We start from the raw sequence: 22,986 nt of genomic DNA on the forward strand, positions 1-22,986 counted from the left end.
CTTACAAGTTGAACAAGTTCTTGTACAATAATCCATAACTAAAACCTCGAAATATCTCGTGGGATTTTCTTGAAGATGATGTTCCGGCTCTGCAAAAATTCTTTGCTTAGCAGACAATTATCGGCATAAATCACATACTGATCGGCCTTTTGTTTTATAGTTGCCAGAAAATCGTGATTGAGTGTGGTGATAGCTTCCTTCTCGTAAAAGAAGTAATAATCGGTTTCATCTTTGGTGCCCAGTAAATGCTTATGGGTATCTTTTGCACGTTCTTTGGGGAAAGCCGTTTTGGTTTCGCTGTACCACACGTATTCCCGAATGCGGGATTCTTCGACTTCTTCATTGAGCTGTTCGTTTTCATCAAACAGGGGTTGGCCTAATTGGTAATAATCGAAACCGCCGCCGGTGCCTTCGGTTTTCTTTTTGCCTTTGCCGTAGCCTTTCATCACCCGCTTTACCCGTTCGGCGGTTATGGAATCAGCATAGTCCTCCATTTCTACTAAAATGAATTTGCGGTTTCCGCCATCTTCTGCATTCAGGTTCTGGACGGCGTGGGCGGTTGTGCCAGAGCCGGCGAAAGAGTCTAATACTACATCATTCTTATCAGTTATTGCTCTTAAAATCTCATTAATAAATTGAATGGGTTTAGGATAATTGAAAGCTTTTTTACCAAAAATCTCATTTATCTTTCCAGTCCCTTTTACAGTAAAAAAATCTTTTTCTGACCATATCGTAGGTACTTGTCCTCCAACCGTTTTATTATCTCCAAAAACTAAAGTTGGTGAGCCATCTTCTGTACCAATAACTTCTAATTCATTATTCTCTAATTTTTCAATGACTCCACTTGGAAGGTATTGAACGCTAAATTTATTTGGATTCTTTTTATATCTGTTTTCCCCAATTTTTATATAACCTTCTCTCCAATCATCTTTTAACCTGTCTGCAATAAGTCTCCAGACACATTTATCTCCTTTACTTGTAATAGGCCATAATGCAACTGTGCCTTCTGGTGCTTCATTAAAGTCAAATTCAAACTCTTTTAGGTCGCCACTATATTCACCCTTATCAATTCTTTCTTGCAATGAAAGCCCAGTACTGTGCAAGGTTCCATCTTTATTATTAACGAAAATTGGATATGTCTGATTGGGCCTCTGTGTTTGGTCAAAAGTTGCCAGTGTAAGTCCTTCAAATGGAGACCTTACTTTACCACCTGAGTATTTTGACCTGCTTGAAGAAAAGTCTTTGGAAACTATAAAGACTATATACTCATGTTGATAATTGAAACCACCAGAAGGTTTTCCTCCAGAAGTCTGGACTGTAACTGGAACTATCTGTTTACTTCCAAAAATTTCTTTGCAAACAAGTAACAAGTTTTGGATTTCATGATGTCCAATACTTATCACAATACTTCCAGATCTCTTTAAAAGCTTATTAAGTAAAACCAATCTCGGATACATCATACAAAGCCACTTATCATGACGAGTCAAATCGTCCCCTTCCTTACCTACAACCTCACCTAACCATTTTTTAATCTTAGGATGATTCACATTATCATTATAAACCCATTCTTCATTTCCTGTGTTATAGGGTGGATCTATATAGATACAATCAATTCTAGCTTCGTATTCCGGCAGCAGACTTTTCAGGGCCTCCAGGTTATCCCCGTGAATAATCTTATTTCCGCTTTCGGTAGGTTCCTGGTGTTCTCCCTTTTCCGCATCAAAACCATATTGGTGTTCCAACACACGGTACGGCACATCCTGATGATGATTTACGACTTTTTCTTTGCCAATCCAGTGCAGTGTAGGCATCTACAAAATTTCCTTTTTTATCTGTTGCAATATCAGTGGATTATAGGGAATGAGGGATTCATTAGAAAGAATTGAATGATAATAATGTGATGAGTTACTGTATTCCTCACCTCTTTATCACGAAAGAAAGAAAAAATAAGATTGAACACCGCTTCCAAAGCCCGTATCTTCAAAGCTCACTGATCGGGACGTGGCTCAGTCAGGTAGAGCACTCGGCTGGGGGTCGAGGGCAGCTTAGACAATAATCCATTCTCAGCTTCTCTAAAGCCCGATTTCCTCATCTTTTCAATTTTCTGGATAGCAATACGATAGTAGTTACTATGGTTTTGGTTTGATTTCTGAAAAATTAAACATTCTGAAAACAAGAAATAATAACAAATTCATCAAGTAAGCGCTTCCATTTATTTCAAATAATCATTATATTGAAGATAGACAACTGCCCTTCATAAGGCGCTACAGCTACACAACAGCGCAACTGACAACTACTTAAGAAAACTCACCTTACAAAGTAGACAACTAAGAAAACTTAATTTAAATCATTAGCCCTATATCTGGCTGTATTTAGGGCTATATTAAATTGAGATAATTATGTCTTATAAAATTATAGATACCCTCCGTTGTCTTGGGGTTAAAATTCAAGAGAAAGACGCAAATGAAGAAGGATGGTTATTAACTAATGCTGTGTACCGAAAAGATGTACACCCATCCATGGGAGTTAACCTAAACAACGGTTCTTATGTCGATTTTGCAGGGAAAGCACCTGGTGGCAGCATCATTGACCTAGTAGTTCTAACAAAAAATTGTAGTCGCCAAGAGGCCTACGAATTCGTAAATAGTAAAGGTAGCTCAAAAGGAATAGCACTTCCTAAAACTGACAGCTTTTGGACTGATGAGAAAAAAGAATGGCTTAAAGAATGCCAGCAAATGCTTAAAACATCTCCAAGCGCCGATGTTGTACAGAAGGCGAAACATGCAGATGCCTTGGAATTCGAAATTCTGGTGAAGTTTAACTGCGGTTTAACTAACCGTTATATAGACGGAGAAAACCAACAGGTAATCGTATTCCCTTATGAAACAGGAGTACAGTATTATACTCGTAATAAAACCGGCAAGCTCATAAGTATGGAAAAAGGCTCTAAACCAAAAGAGTCATTCTTTGGCAAAGAGTTGGTAGCAGGTCGAAAAAAGCTGATCATTGCAAAATCTCCTCGAGAGACTATGCTTTACTATCAAACTCTTGGAGATTCCTACGATGTAATCGGTATAGCCAGTGGTGAAGTGGCCAATCTTTCAGAATTACAAAGAATAAATCTGAAATATCTGCTTCAACGAGTTAGTAAAGTCTTTGTAAGCTTTGACCGAGACACCAATGAAGCTGAAAAAATTGCTTTTGGGTTTGCCAGAGCTGTACGTGATATCGATAATAATTATGGGCTAGATGTAGAGCTACTTAATATCTCTGGAATCACTGGTGGAAAGTGTAAAGACTTTACGGACTTTATAAAGTGTAATGCTAAGGGTAAATTAGATCAACTCTTTTCTCCCGGATTTGAAAACTCTGACTATATTTGGAATTCAACTGCTAAAGAGAATAAGATTTGGCATTCTAACCTAAAAGGCAAAGTAAGCATATCTCAAGTGGGGCTCGCCCAGCAATTAAAAAAGAATGGTTTTGGCAAAATCTACTATAAGGAAAGTAGTGAACCCATAATGGTTCGTAAGGTTGAGAATATTCTTAGCCAACCGAGTAACAATCAGTTAAATGATTTTATCCGAACCAATTGGATTAAAAAGTATTCAAAAATTGTAGACTGCGTTGAGACCGATAAAGGTCAGAAATACTTATATGCATCACAAGTAGAGGATAAATACTTTAGTTATGACTATAAAATTCTCAATCCAAACTATGTAGCTAAACTGGATATTCTGAACGTAAATTTTATGAAGGATACAAAGGATACATCCTACCTATATTACAGTGACAAAGTGGTGAAAATCACAAAAAACACCGTAGAAGAAATGGAATATTCAGATTTGAGTGGTGTGATTTGGGAGAATCAGATTATAGATCGCCCTTTTACATACCAGAATAGAAGTTCAGAAAAAAGTGAATTTGCAACATTCGTATCCAATATTTCTGGTGGGAACCCAAAACGTATTAAATCCTTAGAATCTCATATTGGGTACTATCTACATGCGTACAAGCATCCTGCTCGTACTAAAGCAGCAATTTTTACTGATGAGAAAATGGGGCCGAAAGGATCTGCAAACGGTGGTACAGGAAAAAGCCTTGTAGGTCGTGCTATTCAAAGAATGCGGAAAGTTACCTTTATTGGCGGCAAACAATTCGATCCTTCAAGCCGCTTTGCATTTATGGATGTTGAAATAGGTGATCAATTGGTCATTATTGATGATGTAAAAGAGGACTTCAAATTTGAGGCCCTATTCACTGTCATTACCAATGACATGAACATAGAGGCTAAAGGGGCAGATAGGTACACTATACCTTTTGAGTACTCCCCAAAATTCTTGATCACTTCCAATACTCCTATTGCTGGCAGTGGTAATAGCCATAAACGACGCCAAAGCATTGTAGAGTTTGCTGATTATTACAGTCTAAACTTTACTCCTGAACATGATTTTGGCCATTCTTTATTTTACGATTGGGATAAAGAGGAATGGAATAAATTCGACAACTATATGATCCATTGCTTGCAGATGTATTTGTCAGAGGGATTGGTTACATATAGCATTAATTATGACCGCAAGCAGTTTGGGATGAACACTGCAACTGAATTTGTACAATGGGCGGAAGCAAATCTTGAAGCGGAGATAGAATATGATCTCAGAGAACTTTTTAAGGGTAGTAATATGTTCCCAGATTCAAATGAAGAAAATAGTCTCCTAGATAATGACAATGATCAGGCCGTTGCGTCATTTTATAAATCATATCCTCATGTGTTGGATTATAATCAAGCCCGGACATTTAATAACTGGATAGAACAATTTGGCGAATTCAAAGGCTGGAAGCCGCATCGCAGATCATCCAATGGCAGGGAACTCATAATTTATAAAGAGAAGTAACGATATTTAACCACTTGACCACTGAACCCTGAGTAATATTACTCGGGGTTTTTTATTATCAGGGATATAGCCTAATACACGTAGGAAAAAACAAGATTGTATAATGAGCTGGTATTGATATCAGACACTGCTCATTTCAGTCAACTATTTTTAAAGAAAAGATGCATTAAATTTATTTCGGTGGTATCAAGACTAAAAAAAAACGGCCTTGTATAATTCTCGCACAAAAAGAGATCTTTCACCTATTCTTCAGATTCGCAAAGTCTTGTCAACTGTACACTTGACAGGTTTTTTAAGATGTAGCCAACAAATGTCAGATTCGTTTAAAAGCAATAAAGACGTTTTTTAGAATTTATGTCATTCTTAAACGGACTTGAGGACTCTATAAAATTTATTTTATAAGTTTTTTATTAATGAACTTTTTAACTGGATCTTGAAAACGGAAATGTACATTTAGAAAGCCCTAAGCCTGGGTTAAATGCTAATATTATATTTAATATTATATAATGCATTTCATTTATTAATAAAATTGTTGAGTAGCACTCCCTCTCTCATCTAAAGAAAATCACAAAACGTTAAATAACAGTTACTTAAGTTTTTTAATGCCTTTCTTACACAAAAGATAACAACTACTCGGTTTTTGCACAACTTGTCTCTAACAAAACCGAAGAACATTTTTATTCAATTGAATATTCAGTTCTTCTTCATTTAAAATAAATAAAATGCAAAAACCACACCTTAAGGGTGATACTCACCCATACATATTTTTGAACCTCGATATTGATCCTGATCTTTGTGAACATGACGAGACTTTTGAAGCCATATACAACAAGCTCAAAAAAATTGAGGTCGCCAATCAGTCTGGGCATTTAAACCTAGGACCTGAACTGTATGGGTTGATACTGTACGCATGCAACAGTTTACAGATAACCCACTGCCTTTACTTTTACGAAACCAACACCTGGATACTATTATCCCTACTTAATCAGCTAAAACAGTTCTGCTTTGAAAGCCAACTCATTACTGGAAACTTTAGATATGGCAAAGTAGATACTAACACTATCAATAACCTATCTAAGTATGCCGCTTTTTGTTTTTCGAAAGATGCTTTAAAACTCTCCAATGCTATTCAGCTTAGTAATGAACTTGGTGACATCGAACAGAAAAAAAGGTTGTCAAACCAACTTACTCAACTCTACCGGGATGCTAAATCAGTCGGATTAGAAAATGAGATGGTTGATAAAGAATCCTTAGCTGAGTCTACTTTTCTACCCTCTTTGCAAGAGTGCATATATGGTTCAAAACTTGAAGATGATCCAACCTTAAAATTCTCTGACATCGATGAGTTAATACGGGATTGGGAAATTGATGAGAACCCTCTCTTTCACACCTTATGCACCACACATCAGAATAGGAAAGTTACATTTTCTACTGATTATTTGGAAGCAGATTTTATCGAAGTAGAACAAGCTATATTCCCATACATAAAACTACTACATAAGCAAATTGATGTCATGTTTGCAGCTTTTAATGTATGGAATTGGCCGAAGGTAATTTAACATCTCCTCTTACTATCCAGCAAATTTAAACCTCAAATAAAATTTTATGCACAATTATAAATACGACTTTAATCAAGGACAGAGAATATGCAAATCGTTCAATCATGAAACGGAAACAGAAGACCTACTATTTCAATGTCATAGTTATCTTATAACAGCTAATAAAGTTGTACTAGAAGCATATAACATAGAACCAACCTTGATTTACAGTCGAGGAATGGGGCTATTTGAAAAGCTGAAGAAACATTTTCAAAATCCCCGATTGGACTACAGTAATATTGACCATATAGTGTTCTTTCTCGATTCTTTAAAGAATTGTACAGAGCATCTTGAGAAACATATACAGCAGCTTAATTAGCACAATTCAAGCTCGGAAATGGCATATTTCTGGGCTTGGTTAATTTCAATCTTGCCGATTTAGGTTCCATATCCTACCCCCGGGCCTTCTACCCAGTCTCCCTGCTTTGGGAGTTAATTTTTTCATAGGGTTCTTAGCGTTTTCGCAGGGAAAATCGGATTCTGAAATATTTTTTCCCAAAATTATAAAATCGATCTTATAGGATTACATGAATGAATAGTTCTTATGTCAATTAGTAATTAGGTCAAGTCTTCTATTTCAGCTCTTGGTGCATCTCTTTTAACAGCTGCTTTTCCATTATCTCGAGCAGAAGCGGTTGTATACATTTCACTGGTGCCAATGATCTCATAATTAGAAGCTTTCAAGTTGAAGTAGTGTTGGCCATTTACTGATGTCTTATCTTCATAACGATAATCGTACTGCGAATTTGTCTTAACAGATTCAATCCCGTTTAAACATGATTGCTTGGTCGTATATCCTTCACCGCTCAAAATATTTTCGCCATTTCTTGCTTTGAGTCGATAATAATATTCTCGATTTGATGTGCTTCTGAATACTTGAAACTTAGGATTTTGCATTTTGCTCCATGGTTTAGTTAGTAGTTACTAATAGTTAGAGCGATCTCAAAGCAATCCCTTACAGTTTATTTTAGATTCTAATGTAAAAAGAGAGCAATTGCCCTCCTTTACATCAGTCCTTCATTTCTCAGAGAGGTAAAACCTGAACGGTAGATAATGAGATGATCATCAATATGGATAGAAAGCAATTTTCCCGCTTCTACCGCTCGTTTAGATAGCTGTACATCCGCCGAACTAGGCTTGGGGTTTGAGCTGGGGTGATTATGCGCCAAAATTAGCGACTTGGCTTTGCCCAGCAGCGCAACCTGAAAGATGGAAGCCATATCAACGATAGTAGCTGTGGCACCACCGGAGCTAACAAGATTCCATCCGAGAACTTGCTTCTGATTGTCGAGCAAAATTATTACGAACTCCTCTTTCAATTCCAAGTGATCATCATTCCATATTGATCTCAGGTATGCAGCTGCTTCATCTGGAGAGGTAATAGTAGGCAAGCTATCAATGGGAACAGTTGACTTGTATGAAAGGGATACTTCAGCGATTTTAGGCATGGGTATAAGATTTGGTTGCGGTTTATGAAGGCAGTGCCTTCACTGTTCTTATACCTGAATTCATGGTGCTTTTTTGCGCTATTTATAGCTTCTGTCGTTTTCTCAAACAACTCTAGGAATATTGACATTGCTTTTATGTAGTTGATTTAATTGATGAAGATACTATCTTTCGAAAAGCTGTGATCAAGTTGTTTATAAAAGGGTAACAGAAATTATACTTAGTCTTATATGATGTATCTGGTCGCAGGTTTATGAATTTATGTTTTAAAAATCATGAGTCGTTCAATGAAAATATACAATGATCATAATCTCTATATCTTAGGTGCTGGCTTCTCTTACGAAGCCAATATGCCATTAATGTCTACTTTTATTACTGAGCTTAAAAAAGCATACAATTGGTATCCAAAAGACTCCTATGCAAGGGATTCAATTGAAGCAATATTAAAATTTCGTCAGCTATCAACTTCTTCTGCCTATAGAGTAAATCTAGATTTAGATAATATTGAAGACTTATTTAGCCTGGCAGCTACTGATGGTTATGAAAGTATTAAGTTACTTAGAACGGGTTTATGTGCAACTCTTGAATACTGTAAAAAAACAGCCAAGAGACCAACTTATAGTGTTAATATTCGTGATGATGTTCCTTACTTGAATGCAAAGTTAGAAGGTCTGGATGACGGTATGGGGGGTAGAAAAAAAATAAATATCGACTCCTATGATTATATCTCTTCAGTATTAAGCGGTATTGGCCAACAAAAAAATGACCAGATTAGCTCTATCATTTCATTTAATTATGACACAATCCTAGAAGATTCTTTAGAATCGATCGGTCAAGATTACACATACTGCCTAAAAGAGAAAGTTAGGGACATTGGAAAGCTAGATAAGACACCTCTTGTAAAATTGCACGGTTCCATGAATTGGTTAAATAATGGAAAAGAAATCAGAATTAAATCATTTGATAAGATATTAGAAGACAAAAATACACCCTTTATTATACCACCGATTTGGACTAAAAGCTCTAGCGATGTTACTAATACATTATGGGGCAATGCTTTAGAATTAATTTCTAGTGCTACAAGAATTATTATAATTGGGTTTTCTTTACCGAAGACAGACCTCTTTTTTAGATATTTATTAGCATCTGGTCTTCAGGAAAATATATCATTACAGCACATTTATATTGTCAACCCTAATTACTCAGAAATTGAAGATGATGTAAATGATCTTTTTGCGAATAATAAAACTAAAGAGCTTGTTCATTCAATACCAAATGATACTACGAGGATATTTATTGGGTCAAAATTTAACGATTTAATTAATAGGCCATTCGATGAGCGAATTGATTCATTTACACGATAAAATATACAAAACGTTTTAAATAAGTCGCGGACATGGTGTGATGAAGAATTGTTTCTAAGGAATTTATTTTGCTACTTCAAAAGAAATCTTAATTATTGCTTCCATTATGTGCTAGACGGGTATAAACAATAACTTTAGTAAGAATGTTTAGACTAAATAATTCTTAAAACTATTTCTTTGCTATAATTAATAGTGTATGACAATAAACTAATTTAGAATAAATATGAACAGCATAAATACTATGGTCATTTGGGTAGCCTTTCGAAAGACAGAGATTGTGTATAAAGTCGATCCCATGATTAGAGATGTAATTTCTAGTAATCTAAATATTAAGACTCCTAAATCTTTAAAAGTTTCAATCGATACAAAATCTGATTTAGAGCTTTATTATGGTAAAAATTTTCTTGAATCTCAGATTCCTACTTTACTTTTGGGCTTTCCTGCAAAGGAAATTTTTAAAAAATTTCATACCCAAAAAATTGAGTTTCGGAATTCAGCAGATAATGAATTAATCCATTCTATCAATAAAGATGGGTAAAATAAAGAACTTATATACTGGCTTGGCTGGTGAACTTTCAGTTAGGGCTGAATTTGTACTATTAGGTTGGAATGTGGCTGTTCCAGAAATTGATACAGGTACTGATACATTTGTAATAGATGATGAAAATGATAAATCAGAGAGAGTTCAAGTTAAAACAACATTTATCAATAATTCATCAAGAGGTTGGTCTTGTGGCGTAAATTTCAAGCGTTCTAAACTTCGACCAGGATTATATGATGTGGATTACGCAATTTTTGCGTTGCGAGATGAACAAAATAATGAATGGAAGGCTCATATAGTTTTTAAAATAGATGACTTGTATTCTACTGTTATGGAAGCTGGTTATGACATTTTTGAAAATGACAAAAATCTACGAATCCCAATAAGATATTCAACTAAAGAAAATACCTACTACATTAAAAGTGTAGATATATCATCCAAGATAGATGATTGGTCACATTGGCCTAAAATAGATCATTAGCAGCTTTTTATACGACAATGGTTTTATTGCGGATTTGACGGCTGTTTACTGATTTAAAGTGTGAATACTAAAATTAAATTCTATGCTTTAATTACATTTACAAGCAATAAGCCCAAGCCAGTTGAACCATAAACCGTCAGACTAGCTGAATCAACAATTAAGTTTTCTATACATTAATATATAGATCTACAAAACAAATGGGATTGAATGGCTGAAAATTATCAATCTGATATAAGAGACATTATTCGTCAAATAATTGCCACTGTTCTTGGAGCAGGGGTGATTGCAATGATTGCTTTTCTTTGGACCCCATTCCGCTCAATTCTTTTGGAAACTGTATCAGCTCCGATATATCTATTTCTAATAATACTTGTAGTAATTATCTCTACAATATCTATAACCTATTCATACAGAAAAAAATCTTTTTTTCGGAACTATGAGGCCCGGATCAAAGAATTAAAAGCAAAAGCAGCAACCGATAATTTGACTGATTTACCTGATCCTGAATCATTTCATCAACAACTTCGGGAAGAATACGATATTGCTGTCGAAAAATTTAAGAATGGTCATTCTTATGATCTTACTTTAATTATCGTAGATATCGATAACTTTAAAGAGATTAATGACAATATAAGTTATGATGCAGGTGATGAAATATTGACAAGTTTTGCATCTCTTCTTAAAACAAATCTAAGAGGGGCAAATGATTATGTAGGCAAATACCGAAAAGGCGATGAATTTGGTATTATTTTACCTGATACTACCTTAATCCAAGCTAGAGAAGGTGTCGCCGAAAGACTTAGAGGAAAAGTGATTGAGCCCCATAAGTTTGAAGTACGCAACAATGGAGAACCTATCCCTTGGAGTCTAACAATGAGTGCTGGGTTAACAAATTTAAAACCTAAAGAGTCGCTTGATTCTTTCATTAATCGAGCTGAAGAAGCTTTGCGTTCAGCCAAAAAATCGGGTAAAAATACGGTAAGGCGCTTACCTTAACGCTACATAACTAGAGAACACATTAAGAGGGAAGGCCTCACTTAGTGATGCCAACTATTTAATTTAGTTCCTCTTCTTTAATTGTTTAATAACGCGAGACTCTGCCCAGGAATCGGCGTCTTTTTTTTGATTAAACATTACTTGTTGAAGTGGTAAAGTGATAAACTTTTTAAGAATTAAGTTCTGAGCATACCTTTTGCGTCACCCCTTCCATAGTACACTGTGTGTGATCCTATTCAGAATTAAAAGCATCAAATCCTAACCACTTTACCACTCTCAATTTCCGGTTTTCGCAAAAAATTGACATTTCTTGGCATAAGAATAGTGTTCATATAAACACTAATTCTTAACCCAATCACAATGACTACTCAACTACTCACACAATGCGGTTCCCGACGCTGTTCGCTTGAACAACTTCTTACCATACCGGAGCCCGAAAAAACCAAATCATATACACCGCTAAATCATTATGATTTTGCAGTCAACATACTCACCATTGCCTCTGACCTGCTAAAGGGCTATCGCTTTGATCGGGACTCCTATGCCCTCAGCTCAGACGGGCAAAAAATGTTCGGTGTGATCACATTTCGAAAAATCAATCCAGGCCCTGACGAAGAACTCAAAGTCGCTATTGGATTGCGTAATAGTTACAACAAAACAATGTCTGCCGGGCTAGTTATCGGAAGTACCGTTTTGGTATGTGATAACCTGGTCTTTTCTGGCGATATCAAAGTCATGCGTAAGCATCAAGGCGAAGACATGCACGAAGATCTCCATGATCAGATCGTAACGGCCATCTACAAAAGCCAGCATAACTTCCATCAGATCAGTGAGGATGTTCAGGCCATGAAAAACCGAACCATGACCCAGAAGCAGAAGTACGAGTTCATAGGTCTGCTTACTGGAGAAGGTGTTCTGTCTGCCACTCAGTCCTCAGCAGCTTATAAAGAACTCTGGAAACCCTCTCATGAAGAGTTCAAAGTAGATACCCTTTGGGCGGGCTATAATTGTGCAACGGAAGCTCTGAAGAGCTCACCAGTGCATCAAATCATTCAACGCCACAGCGCCCTTCACAAAATCACAAAGGGGCTGTATCTCAACTAATCATGGCACGAATAGACCGGCTCATTCTCATACTGGGTGAGCTATCTAAAGAGGCAGCTTTATTGCTATTTGCCGCTTGGGTAGAGCACAGGAAAAAGAAAAAATCAAACGACAACAACAAGCCTTCAGACTAAAAACTGGAGGCTTTTTTATATGAGTAAACTTTCACCACTTAACCACTGAATTATGAATCTACAAGAACTAAAGCCACCAGCGGACTTCTCGATACAGAGAAGATCCTACATCGGAGGAAGCGACTGTGCCGCGATTTTGCAAGAGTCTCAGTATTCCACTCCCCTACAAATCTGGATGCGTAAGAAAGGCATCCTGCCACCAATCAAAGATAATCCCATCATGGATTTTGGGCATTACTTTGAACCTCAGCTTGCAGCGCATTTCGAGCAGGTTACAGGCTTAAAAACGCGACAGGTAAATCAGCCATTTACAAGTGAAAAACACAGCTTTTTAAAAGCCAACATAGACAGGCAAGTGTTAGCTGGCAAAGGCTTAGATAGTACAGCTGTGCTTGAGCTAAAAACTTCAACAAGCCAGAGATATAAAACCTTAGAAGGTGGCATCGACAGAGCTTGGTATATGCAAATTCAGCACTATTTAGGAATCACCTTTTATAAAAAATGCTTCCTCCAAGTGTACCTTCGTGATACGTGCGAGTTCTTAGAGCCACAGATCATTGAGCCCGACTACGAGCTAATTGAAGACATGACAGCTAAGCTGGTCGATTGGTGGCAAACCTATATGGAAGGCGACCAAAGGCCGGAACCGATAAATGGCGATGATGCACTTTATCTATACCCGGAAAGCACCCCTGAAAAGGTCGTAGAAATTACACCTGCTGGCTATGCGCTATATCAGGAGCTTACTGAGATCAGAGATCGCAAGGTCGACCTTATCAAACAGGAAGAATACCTGAAGACCAAGCTCAAGGATAAGCTCGGTAAAGCAGAACGGTTGGTCTGTGGTGGCAAGACGCTTGTCTCCTGGAAGAGCCAGTCTACCACCCGGCTTGACTCCAAAGCCATCCGGCGCGAGAAACCAGAATTATTCAAACAATACTCTAAAACCACAAAGACAAGGAGGTTCCTATGTCATTAATAGTTAAACACGACCCCAATCAATACAGCCTATGTCCGGAAGGGTTGCATAAGGCACAGATTACCACCATCGAACCACTCAATGAGGTGGAAACTCCATTCGGAGTTAAAAATCAAATAAGCATTATTGTAGAGACTGAAATCACCGATGAAGAGGGCAAGCCGTACACGCTTGCAACTCGCTTCAATCGGAGTTTGCATGAAAAGGCAAGTTTGAGACAAACCTTAGAACGCTTAAACGGGCGGAGGTTTACTCCCGAGCAGCTTCATGAGGGGATTGATCTCGAAGCTTTTCTGGGAAGGCATTGTAATATACTTGTGGTGCACAACCCAACTGAAGATCGCGTGTATGCCAACATAGACGTGTTTATGCCTTACAACGAAGCCAGTAGCCAAGTGGCGAAGAATGCTAAAAACTCTTCTGGAGAAATGATGAGGTTGAATAACCGGCCTGATTCTATAGAATCAGAAGAGTACTCAGAATTGATGAACAGTCAATAAAAACCAGCTAGCCTAAAAATGCAATGAAGGAGAAGGAGTTTACTCTCCTTCTTTCTTTTCTAGTTCTTTTTCGATGAGACTCACAATAGCAGATGCTTTCGTTTTAAGGGCAGGAGCTAATTTGAGCAATACATCCAATGATGGAAGTCTTTCTCTTCGTTCAGTTCGATCAATCATGCTTCTGCTCAATCCAGATTGGGCTGCCAACTCCTCCTGAGAGAATCCTTTCTCTTCCCGAAGTCTCCGAATGACTATAGAAGTCGCTTCCAATAACTCTGCATCGTATTTCATAAAAGAAAGATGCAGGGAAAACAAACTTGCATTTGCTGTCAACTGTCAGCAAATTAATTCCAAACCAATACTTAACACTATGTCTATACTTAAAATACATTACTCACATTTATTACTTTGTACGGTCTTATTCTTTCAAGCATGTAGCCCATCTGAGGAAGATGTCCAAGCCATGATTACCGGTGAGGACTACCAATCCCTTTACGAATACATAGCTGATGAAGTTGAGAGTGGCTCCGCCAAACTCAGTATCTATGGTTATGAGGAACCTACGATATTTGAGAAGGCAACCCTTACTATGCTAACCACCTCTAATTCTTGGAACGAGGAGGTAGCGAACCTGGTACGAAAGAATCGAAGAGCAATAGCTAATAGCTCCTCATTCCCTGTAGCTATTTGGACAACTATCTTAAACCAAGAGAATGAAATACCCTCCGGACTTCATGAATATTACTACACATGGTATGAATCTAGTGAATCTTCCTTTAAGGGTGGTCTTAAAAATAGAGTTGAAGACAGATTAAAAACAGATTCTGGGTTTCACTCCTCAATAAGAACCAAAAGAGATGAAATTTTATCCGAGGAGAACTTAGGGGTTCCGGAATATCGTGAAATATTTAAGCTTTCGAAGATCATCAACGATACAGAAAAGACTGCCATTCTTGAAAAGGCATTTTCATTACATCAACGAAAGGAAGAATTAGATGATCTTCGCCGTGACATCGATGATGATAAGTTTTCCCTGAACTATGAGACGGAGAAAAAAATACGAGAAGCCGAGGATCAAATTGAAAACATCACGTCAGAGCTTGAAGATTTTGAAGAGTACCAAGATGCTTACATCTTTTCAGGGCTAATGGTCCAGCGGTTAGGTTCTACTGGATTTCATGAAGTATATGAGGTAAAGGATTACAACGGCACTACATACATCTTGGGGACTTCTGAAACCTACTTCTCCTCGCGTGGCACATTTCGCTTACGAGTTGTTGATGGAGGCAGAACTATTGTACGCCTTAAAGAAGATTATGGTGGGTTTGTACAAGGTGTCTCCATAATAAGGGAAGTAACAGATAAGCAATGGAATCAATACAATTCAATTCTTAACGAATTAGGGCATGCAAGAAACCTTCAACGAACCGCCCAGAACTCCATAAAACCTACCGGAGAATACGATTCGAAAATTGCTGAACTGGAAACACAAATAGAAGAGCTTGAGGGACAAATATCGAACCTCTTTGGTCAGATAAAATAAGAGAAGCTTCGGCTTCTCTTTTTACCCTAAATTTTAACCACTTCAGCTATGTTCAAATTCAGAAAGAAAGATACCAAGGCAAAGAAAATTCGTAAGAGCCGGTTCTTTAAAAGCGCAAAATCCAAGGCCAAGGATTACTTAAATTCTCCTGACAAAATTCACAGGTTCATTGATAAGGCCAAGCAGAAAGCAAACAGAACCCAAAATGAATGATAAAAATACCCTACGAGAACAGCTAATGACATCACTAAGAGTCTTTCTCTTTTTGGACACTTACGCGCCCCGGGATCTGGACATGAACCAACCCATTTGTGAAATCAAGATGACTTCCGAAGAGTACCTTGAGGAAGCATTGGTTGGCATTGCTATAAACCGGTGGCAAATCCACCATGCTTATCACATTAAGCAGCCCAATATTACTCGCTTCAGTATTGCTGAATTAGCCGATCTCACACTTGCTTCTGAAAGGCTAAGTGGAAAAGAGTACCAGCGCTTTGTAGATGATAAAATGGATGAGATCTCCGTAATGCTAAGAGAATATTTACAAGATTCTTATCGTGAACAAGGCGTTATTGAAGAAGCTGAATACTTGATGAATTTGAATTAGCTGAATATGTAATACCAATGTAGAATATAGTTGCAGGCTAGTAGCATACATCGAACAAAAATTTGTTTAGAGCAAAGGACAAGCCAGATTTTTTGAGAGGTATATTCAGTGAACTCATAGAAATTGTATTAAAGAATAATTTTGGCTTTCTTTTTGGACAAATCATAGTACAATATTTACGTTATTCTTTTCATCATTTTGGGGGTATTATTGAATGGGCTTGTTAGTTTTTTTAATCATAATTGTAATAGCAGTGATACTAATCAATGCTAATGCAGACACGAAAAATCAGATCCAGCCAAGACAAAATTATAGAAGCTTAGATCAAAGAAATGAACGGGAGAACAACAGTAGATTTATTTCATCTTATGATCATCAAAATGTTGATCTGAGTGATAAACCAGATAAGTTTTGGAGACCTAAAAGCGAACAGGTTGAGGTAAATGGTTACTCTTTTCCGAAAGGATTTGTTTATGTGGGTAACAATCTGTCTTCAGTTAGTAAGAACTACTATGGAAGTAACATTGAGCCTGCTTTAATTGATACAACAAAAAGAATTGACAAAATAAACCCTGACTTAGAAGGGGATAGCCTGTCATACTGGCCATCTTACCAGTCAATTACTCCACAAGCTCGTGCTGCATATTTACATTGGTTAGAGCAAGGTCTAGATACAGCAGATGTACCAATAGGTTATGTGTTTTTATACTTCTATGGCATTGAAAGAAGAATATTAAATGACTCTCAGATATCAGAACTAGCAAAGTCTGAAATACCAGAGCTAGTTGCAGAAGTAAAAAGACTTCTTTCAATCTATGGTGGTAATAACTCATTCAGCAGGTATGCAAATAGTTTAGTGGAGTTTGTTGAACTATCGCAAAATGCAAAGCAATCATTTTTAGAATCATTGTCCAAAGAAGATCTTGATTATGAGAACTATGTTCATCAGTATGAATACTCATTAAACTTCAAAATGGGTTTAGCATATTTTGCTTTGAAAGACATTCCTCTACCAGCTGAGTGGGCACTAAAGTGGGGTATTATAAACAATCATTCAATAAGAACACCTGCAAGACGGTGTAAAGATAAGTTTCAAATACTTTTTAAGAAGAAGTACAAAGACCTATATGAAGAGGGTATTAAACTCAAGCCGAACAAAACATATATTAAAACATCTTATCGGACGGCAAGTCGTAGTTTTGGTAATAATAACTTTAATGCCAAAACTAATATTCCAGATATTACAGCGCTAAGTAGCCCTTTAAACAAAATTAGGGCCCTAATAGATGAATGTACTGAGTTGTTAGATCCATATAGTCGGCATTTAGGTAGAAACCCAGATGATAAGAATAGTATTGACGCATTATCAAAACTGCCAGATGTTCTCATTAATGAAGTAAATGATAGTAAGGTTGAGACTATTATTAATAAGTTGGATAGTGCTTTAGAAGAGAATGAATATACTTTGATTGAGTCCTCTTTTTTTACAGACTTATGGGAGATTGACGGAGTAAATAAGTTTAGAAAAAAGGAGGCTATAAGTATAGCCCAGATAATGCAAGGTTTTGGTTTTGGTATAGAACCAGATATCAGGTTTGGTTATCACAAGATTGATAAAGAGGGAAAGATAGCTGTATTTAATATTGATAAAGAGAATACTCCTAAGAAGCCTACTAAAGAGTATAAGTTAGTATTACCTATCATACATATGACGGCATTGGTAGGCTTGGCAGATGGAATTTTTAAACCTGAAGAGGAAAAGCACTTTGAAGAGTATATAGAATCATTATTGTACCTAAGTGATCAAGAGAAGAAGAGAATCAATGGTTATCTATATTGGCTAAAAAGTGCTGAAGTAAATGTAGCACACTTGAAGAGTAAAATAGAAAGGTTGGCTGATTCTGATAAGACAAAGATCATTGAATACCTTATCTCACTAGCTTGGGCTGATCACCATATTCATCCAGATGAAGTTTCAATGTTACAAAAGGTGGCTGATATGTTTGGAATAGACGAATCCAAAGTACTCAAAAAGTTATATGATCTACAACACGGAGAAGAGGATGAATTAGTAGAGGTAACAACAAAGTCTAATTCAAATGGACATAAAATACCTAAAGAGAAACAAAGTTCTGGTCTACTCAACGAAGAACTATTGCAAGCCAGAATTGACCAAACAAACGAAGTACAGAGTATTTTATCAGATGTATTTGAGGAAGAGGACGATGAAAGTACAAAGAATATTGAATCTAGTAACGAAGAAGACGATTTCACTTCCTATCTAGGTCTTGATAAGCAACATAGCCAGTTGGTAGGAAAATTAATTTCTAAGGAAGTTTGGACACAAGACGAATTCGATAGATTATGCAGTGAAATTGGTCTTATGCCGAATGGAGCTATCGAGATTATAAATGAGAAATCATTTGATAAACATGAGGACGATCTGTTGCTCTTGTACGAAGAACTTGAAATCAATGAATACATATCTGATAAACTATGACTAAGAGAATTAGAGCCAGAGAAAAAGATACAATACTTCAATCATTAAGGGCGGGTGTAGTGCCTAACATCGGTCTTCAGCATATACAAGTTGGCAGGTCTAGTGAAGTCGAGGCATTATTGAATGACATAGAAAGAGTCAAAGATGATGGTGCTTTTATAAGATTCATAATTGGTGAATACGGATCAGGAAAAACGTTCTTCTTACATCTTATAAGAACAATTTCTCATCAGAAAGGGCTGGTCACTATACACGGTGATCTTTCCCCCGATAGAAGGTTGCAAGCTTCAGGTGGGCAGGCCAGATCATTGTATTCTGAACTTATAAAAAACATGTCAACAAAGACCTCGCCAAATGGCGGGGCTATTAAGAACGTGGTTGAGAAGTTTATTGGAAAGCTTTTGTCTGAATCAAGTGATGACAATTCAGTTGATGATCTAATACATAGTACTCTTACTCCAATCAGAGATATGGTTGGTGGATACGACTTTGTTGAAGTGATTAAATGCTATTGGGAAGGACATGATACTGGCAATGAAGAGCTTAAAAGTGATGCAATCAGATGGTTAAGAGCTGAATATAGTACCAAAACTGATGCTAAAAATGCATTAGGTGTGCGGACAATAATTAACGATGATAATTTCTATGACCAGATTAAACTACTGGCCAGGTTCGTAAAAGTTGCAGGCTATCAAGGCTTAATAGTAGGAATTGATGAGATGGTTAACTTATATAAGCTGCATAGTACCATTGCTAGAAATAATAACTATGAGCAGATACTGAGAATTCTTAATGACTGTTTGCAAGGAAATGTTGAAGGATTTGGGTTTTTAATGAATGGTACACCTGAGTTTTTAATGGATTCTCGAAAAGGACTGTATAGCTATGATGCTTTACAAACCAGGTTATCTCAAAACAGCTTTGCTGAAAAAGAAGGTCTGAAGGACTTTAGTGGACCTATTATAAAATTAGATAATCTTCAGCCAGAAGACATTTATGTACTTTTAGTTAATATTCGAAATGTTTTCGCATCATATGATGAAAATAAATACCTCATTTCTGATGAGGGAATTAAGTCCTTTATGCATCATTGCCAGAATAAAATTGGGGCATCTTACTTTCAGACTCCCAGGAATACTATCAAAGAGTTCGTTCACTTGCTGTCAACTTTAGAGCAAAACAAAGATGTAAGTTGGGAAATGCTTATTGATAAAATTGATATCAAAGAGGATGTAGAAAGTGTCCTTGAGGGGGATGAAGAAACCGAAGCTGATGATGATTTGTCAAGCTTTTCACTTTAATGCAAGGACAGGATCAAAACATATCAAGTGCTTTTAATAAGTTAGATGATGGAATAAAAAAGTGGATTTATAAAAGTGGTTGGACTGAGTTAAGAGATATACAAGAAAAGGCAATAAATCATATCATAGATGGAAATGGAGATATGATCATTGCTTCCGCAACAGCAAGCGGGAAAACAGAAGCTGCTTTCTTACCTGTTATTTCTAAGGCTCTAAGTAATGATGTTCATGGTTTATTTTGTATATATATAGCGCCTCTTAAAGCTCTGATAAATGATCAGTTTAGCAGATTAGAAGACCTCTCAAAATATATCGATGTAGATATTGTGCCTTGGCATGGTGATGTTAGTTCATCTGATAAAAAACGACTTTATGGAAGTAAAGATCGTATTCTTCTAATAACACCAGAGTCACTAGAATCACAGTTAATTAATAAAACTGGAGAGTTTGCTGAGCTATGTAATTCTGTTGAACATGTAATTATTGATGAGCTTCACACTTTTATTGGGAATGAGAGGGGCATTCAATTAATGTCTCAGCTTCATCGAATTGATACATTAAGATCAAAGAGAATTAGAAGGATCGGACTTAGTGCTACACTCAACGATAAGAAACTCACATCACGTTTTTTAAGCGCAAAAGTTGATTGTGAATACATAGAGTCTAATGAGTTCACTAAAGGCCTCAAAATGAAATTATACACAGTTATTCGTTATGAAGAGGCCGAGAAGATTCCTGAGAGGCAAATTGCTGAAAATATATATTCAAAATTAAGAGGAAAGAACAACTTAATCTTTGCAAACTCTCGGGCTAATGTCGAATCATATTCAGATTCACTAAGAGAGCGATGTGAAGAACATAAAGTTCCAAATGAATTTTTCCCTCACCATGGTAACTTATCTAAGTCTCATAGAGAGCATGTTGAGTCAAGGTTAAAAGAAGGACAAAGGCCATCAACTGCGGTTTGTACTACAACGCTTGAAATGGGTATTGATATTGGTAGTGTTTCAACAATTGGACAGATAGGATGTCCACCAAGCGTTTCAAGCCTCGTACAAAGAATTGGGAGGTCAGGAAGAAGAGATGAGGACGCAAAATTGAGGTTCTACCTAATAGAAGATGATATCAAGAAAGCTGAGGATATAGAAGACTATATTTACCCACAGCTTGTACAGTCAATAGCAATGATTGATTTAATGTTAGAGAAATGGGTGGAACCTCCTTCTGTTGGGTCATTACATTTATCAACCCTGGTGCAACAAATACTTAGTTTGATTTGCCAGTATGGTAGTATCAGTGCTTTAGATTTATATAAACTGTTGATTGAAAAAGGTGTATTCAAGAACGTTGATCTAGATTCGTTTAAAGAAATACTAACTAGTTTAGGTGAAAAAGATGCTATCCAGCAATTAAATGATGGAACATTGATGCTAGGAATTAAAGGTGAGGTTATTACCAATAACTATAAATTTTATGCGGCCTTTGAAACTCCTGAGGAATTCAAGGTCTTTTATGACAATAAACATTTAGGTCAATTACCAGTGACATTTCCATTGATAGTGGGAGCTGATATAGTTTTTGCCGGGCAGAGATGGTCTATAAAATCTGTTGATAAAGAAAAAAATATAGTAGAGCTAAACAGATCATCTGGTAAAAAAATACCAATGTTTAGTTCCGGGGGAATTTTTGTTCATGATAGAGTAAGAGAAAAAATGTATGAGATTTATCAAGACTCAGATGAAAAGTTATATGCAGATTCATCAAGCTCGAAGTTACTATCCATAGCAAGGCAAAATTTTAAAAAATTTAAGCTTAATAGTTCCCCAATTTATGAGCAAGGTAATTCATTAATAATACTACCCTGGAAAGGAAGTAAGATCATGAATGCATTGTATATGATATTATTAAGTCTAGAATTTAAAGTATCAAATAGAGGTGTGAGTCTAGAGGTGCGAGATTGTTCGGCAAGCAAATTCACTACCAAATTGAATTCTACTGATATACAGAATCTCGATCCAATAATGATGGCCAAAAGAATCCAGAATAAAGCAAATAATAAGTTCGACTATCTTTTATCTGATTCCCTATTGGATCAGGAATATATATCATCTTATATAGATATTAATGGGGCATTCAGGTTTTTGAATCTAATAACCTAAGACATGTTCTCAATTCATAGGTATATATGTATTAAACTGCATGAGGCTACACATATTTGTGTGTCCTTTTTTATTCGTTTTTGCTATTTGTAATTTTTTCAGATACTTCTAATGTGACTGCTCTATAAGATGAGGGCTTTTAGAAATGCTCTTCTTACTAGTTAGAAAGAATTGAATAACATTTCGTCATGTTGCTGCATAAGTGTACCTAACTTATGAATATATGTTATATATATGTAAAACGGCATAGTGTTTGCAGTCGCAAGATCAACATATAATTAACTTAAGAGAAACATTATGAAAGATCTAGCAAAACAACTTGAAAAAGAAGCTCTGAAAGAAGTAAAGAAACTTGAGAAATCATTCACGAAAGAGTTTAATAAATGGATTAATGAATTTGCTGATAAGCACGAGATTGATTCAGAAAAACTTGAAGTAAGTCAGCAAAACCAGAATAGATTTGCAGAGGTATTACACAAAGGTAAGTTGGTTGCATACGTCAATATCAAAAATGACAGACTTAAATTTCATGAACTGATTTAGGGTCTTACAGTGATCAAGTGACTAAATATTCATATTTAATTAAACGAGAGGTTATTATGGCAAAACGAAATAGATACCACATAACAAAAACCAAAGATGGCTGGAAAGGAGCCACAGAAAACGCTAAAAGAGCATCTGTAACCGGGGATACCAAAAGAGAAGTCCAAGAAAAGACCATTAATATTGCTAAGAATAAAGGCAACTCATCAGTTGTAATTCATGGTAGAAATGGTCGAATTCAGGAAGAAAGAACATATCCTAAAGGAAGCGATCCATATCCCCCAAAAGGATAAAG

General features: G+C 36.5%; 21 protein-coding genes. 17 read left to right on the top strand and 4 right to left on the bottom strand.

The annotated features are described in order from the left end of the window. Positions 1 to 38 precede the first annotated feature (38 nt). On the bottom strand, positions 39 to 1,811 hold the full coding sequence (locus tag B151_RS0111785; protein WP_020403841.1) for a site-specific DNA-methyltransferase: 1,773 nt from the start codon (positions 1,809 to 1,811) through the stop codon (positions 39 to 41). Between the two features lie 588 nt (positions 1,812 to 2,399). Between B151_RS0111785 and B151_RS0111790 the strand changes: the two genes are divergently transcribed. Together B151_RS0111790 and B151_RS0111795 are read left to right on the top strand one after the other, a co-directional pair. After that, positions 2,400 to 4,895: a primase-helicase family protein gene (locus B151_RS0111790; protein ID WP_020403842.1), complete on the top strand. Its 2,496-nt coding sequence runs from the start codon at positions 2,400 to 2,402 to the stop codon at positions 4,893 to 4,895. 722 nt (positions 4,896 to 5,617) lie between these two features. Beyond that, positions 5,618 to 6,454, top strand: coding sequence for a hypothetical protein (locus B151_RS0111795; RefSeq protein WP_020403843.1), 837 nt, complete (start codon positions 5,618 to 5,620; stop codon positions 6,452 to 6,454). A 597-nt stretch (positions 6,455 to 7,051) separates the two neighbouring features. Here the strand turns inward: B151_RS0111795 and B151_RS0111805 are convergent. Together B151_RS0111805 and B151_RS0111810 are read right to left on the bottom strand one after the other, a co-directional pair. Then, positions 7,052 to 7,390 (bottom strand): YegP family protein, encoded by a 339-nt coding sequence (locus tag B151_RS0111805; protein WP_020403845.1) that lies wholly within the window; start codon positions 7,388 to 7,390, stop codon positions 7,052 to 7,054. Positions 7,391 to 7,497: 107 nt separating this feature from the next. Then, a complete protein-coding gene (locus B151_RS0111810; RefSeq protein ID WP_020403846.1) occupies positions 7,498 to 7,941 on the bottom strand; it encodes a JAB domain-containing protein in 444 nt (147 codons plus the stop codon). 273 nt (positions 7,942 to 8,214) lie between these two features. On the opposite strand from B151_RS0111810, the gene B151_RS0111815 reads away from it, so the two are divergent. The 8 genes from B151_RS0111815 (at position 8,215) to B151_RS0111850 (ending at position 14,038) form a co-directional block, all read left to right on the top strand. After that, positions 8,215 to 9,303, top strand: a complete 1,089-nt coding sequence (locus tag B151_RS0111815) for an SIR2 family protein (RefSeq protein WP_083909911.1) — start codon at positions 8,215 to 8,217, stop codon at positions 9,301 to 9,303. A gap of 223 nt (positions 9,304 to 9,526) precedes the next feature. Beyond that, a complete protein-coding gene (locus tag B151_RS0111820; RefSeq protein ID WP_020403848.1) occupies positions 9,527 to 9,841 on the top strand; it encodes a hypothetical protein in 315 nt (104 codons plus the stop codon). Next, entirely contained in the window at positions 9,834 to 10,325 is a 492-nt protein-coding gene (locus B151_RS0111825; protein ID WP_020403849.1) for a hypothetical protein, read from the top strand. Before B151_RS0111820 ends, B151_RS0111825 begins: the two co-directional genes overlap by 8 nt. A gap of 207 nt (positions 10,326 to 10,532) precedes the next feature. Continuing rightward, entirely contained in the window at positions 10,533 to 11,321 is a 789-nt protein-coding gene (locus tag B151_RS0111830; RefSeq protein ID WP_020403850.1) for a GGDEF domain-containing protein, read from the top strand. Between the two features lie 360 nt (positions 11,322 to 11,681). Further along, positions 11,682 to 12,425 (top strand): DUF932 domain-containing protein, encoded by a 744-nt coding sequence (locus B151_RS0111835; RefSeq protein ID WP_020403851.1) that lies wholly within the window; start codon positions 11,682 to 11,684, stop codon positions 12,423 to 12,425. A 2-nt stretch (positions 12,426 to 12,427) separates the two neighbouring features. Then, positions 12,428 to 12,559 (top strand): hypothetical protein, encoded by a 132-nt coding sequence (locus B151_RS20410; RefSeq protein WP_020403852.1) that lies wholly within the window; start codon positions 12,428 to 12,430, stop codon positions 12,557 to 12,559. Positions 12,560 to 12,611: 52 nt separating this feature from the next. Next, complete coding sequence (locus B151_RS0111845) at positions 12,612 to 13,538, top strand: YqaJ viral recombinase family nuclease (protein ID WP_020403853.1); 927 nt, start codon at positions 12,612 to 12,614, stop codon at positions 13,536 to 13,538. Beyond that, a complete protein-coding gene (locus B151_RS0111850) occupies positions 13,529 to 14,038 on the top strand; it encodes a phage replication initiation protein, NGO0469 family (protein ID WP_020403854.1) in 510 nt (169 codons plus the stop codon). The genes B151_RS0111845 and B151_RS0111850 overlap by 10 nt, the downstream gene beginning before the upstream one ends. Positions 14,039 to 14,077: 39 nt before the next feature. Here B151_RS0111850 and B151_RS0111855 read toward each other — a convergent pair whose 3' ends face one another. Continuing rightward, complete coding sequence (locus B151_RS0111855; RefSeq protein ID WP_051069747.1) at positions 14,078 to 14,329, bottom strand: helix-turn-helix domain-containing protein; 252 nt, start codon at positions 14,327 to 14,329, stop codon at positions 14,078 to 14,080. Between the two features lie 79 nt (positions 14,330 to 14,408). Between B151_RS0111855 and B151_RS0111860 the strand changes: the two genes are divergently transcribed. The 7 genes from B151_RS0111860 to B151_RS0111895 all read left to right on the top strand — a co-directional run bounded on the left by B151_RS0111860 (position 14,409) and on the right by B151_RS0111895 (position 22,984). Further along, positions 14,409 to 15,581, top strand: a complete 1,173-nt coding sequence (locus tag B151_RS0111860; protein ID WP_157470963.1) for a hypothetical protein — start codon at positions 14,409 to 14,411, stop codon at positions 15,579 to 15,581. A 205-nt stretch (positions 15,582 to 15,786) separates the two neighbouring features. Beyond that, positions 15,787 to 16,188, top strand: a complete 402-nt coding sequence (locus tag B151_RS0111870; RefSeq protein WP_020403858.1) for a hypothetical protein — start codon at positions 15,787 to 15,789, stop codon at positions 16,186 to 16,188. Positions 16,189 to 16,408: 220 nt separating this feature from the next. Further along, on the top strand, positions 16,409 to 18,688 hold the full coding sequence (locus tag B151_RS0111875; protein WP_211207853.1) for a tellurite resistance TerB family protein: 2,280 nt from the start codon (positions 16,409 to 16,411) through the stop codon (positions 18,686 to 18,688). Next, positions 18,685 to 19,989 carry an ATP-binding protein gene (locus B151_RS0111880; RefSeq protein ID WP_020403861.1) on the top strand — a complete coding sequence of 435 codons (1,305 nt, stop codon included), beginning with the start codon at positions 18,685 to 18,687 and terminating at the stop codon, positions 19,987 to 19,989. The genes B151_RS0111875 and B151_RS0111880 overlap by 4 nt, the downstream gene beginning before the upstream one ends. Beyond that, a complete protein-coding gene (locus tag B151_RS0111885; protein WP_020403862.1) occupies positions 19,989 to 22,148 on the top strand; it encodes a DEAD/DEAH box helicase in 2,160 nt (719 codons plus the stop codon). Before B151_RS0111880 ends, B151_RS0111885 begins: the two co-directional genes overlap by 1 nt. 297 nt (positions 22,149 to 22,445) lie before the next feature. Further along, entirely contained in the window at positions 22,446 to 22,691 is a 246-nt protein-coding gene (locus tag B151_RS0111890; protein WP_020403863.1) for a hypothetical protein, read from the top strand. Positions 22,692 to 22,747: 56 nt separating this feature from the next. Continuing rightward, positions 22,748 to 22,984: a DUF2188 domain-containing protein gene (locus tag B151_RS0111895; protein ID WP_020403864.1), complete on the top strand. Its 237-nt coding sequence runs from the start codon at positions 22,748 to 22,750 to the stop codon at positions 22,982 to 22,984. Positions 22,985 to 22,986: the final 2 nt, after the last annotated feature.

Origin of the sequence: Gracilimonas tropica DSM 19535 (assembly GCF_000375425.1) — a bacterium.
Classification (GTDB): Bacteria; Bacteroidota; Rhodothermia; order Balneolales; family Balneolaceae; genus Gracilimonas; species Gracilimonas tropica.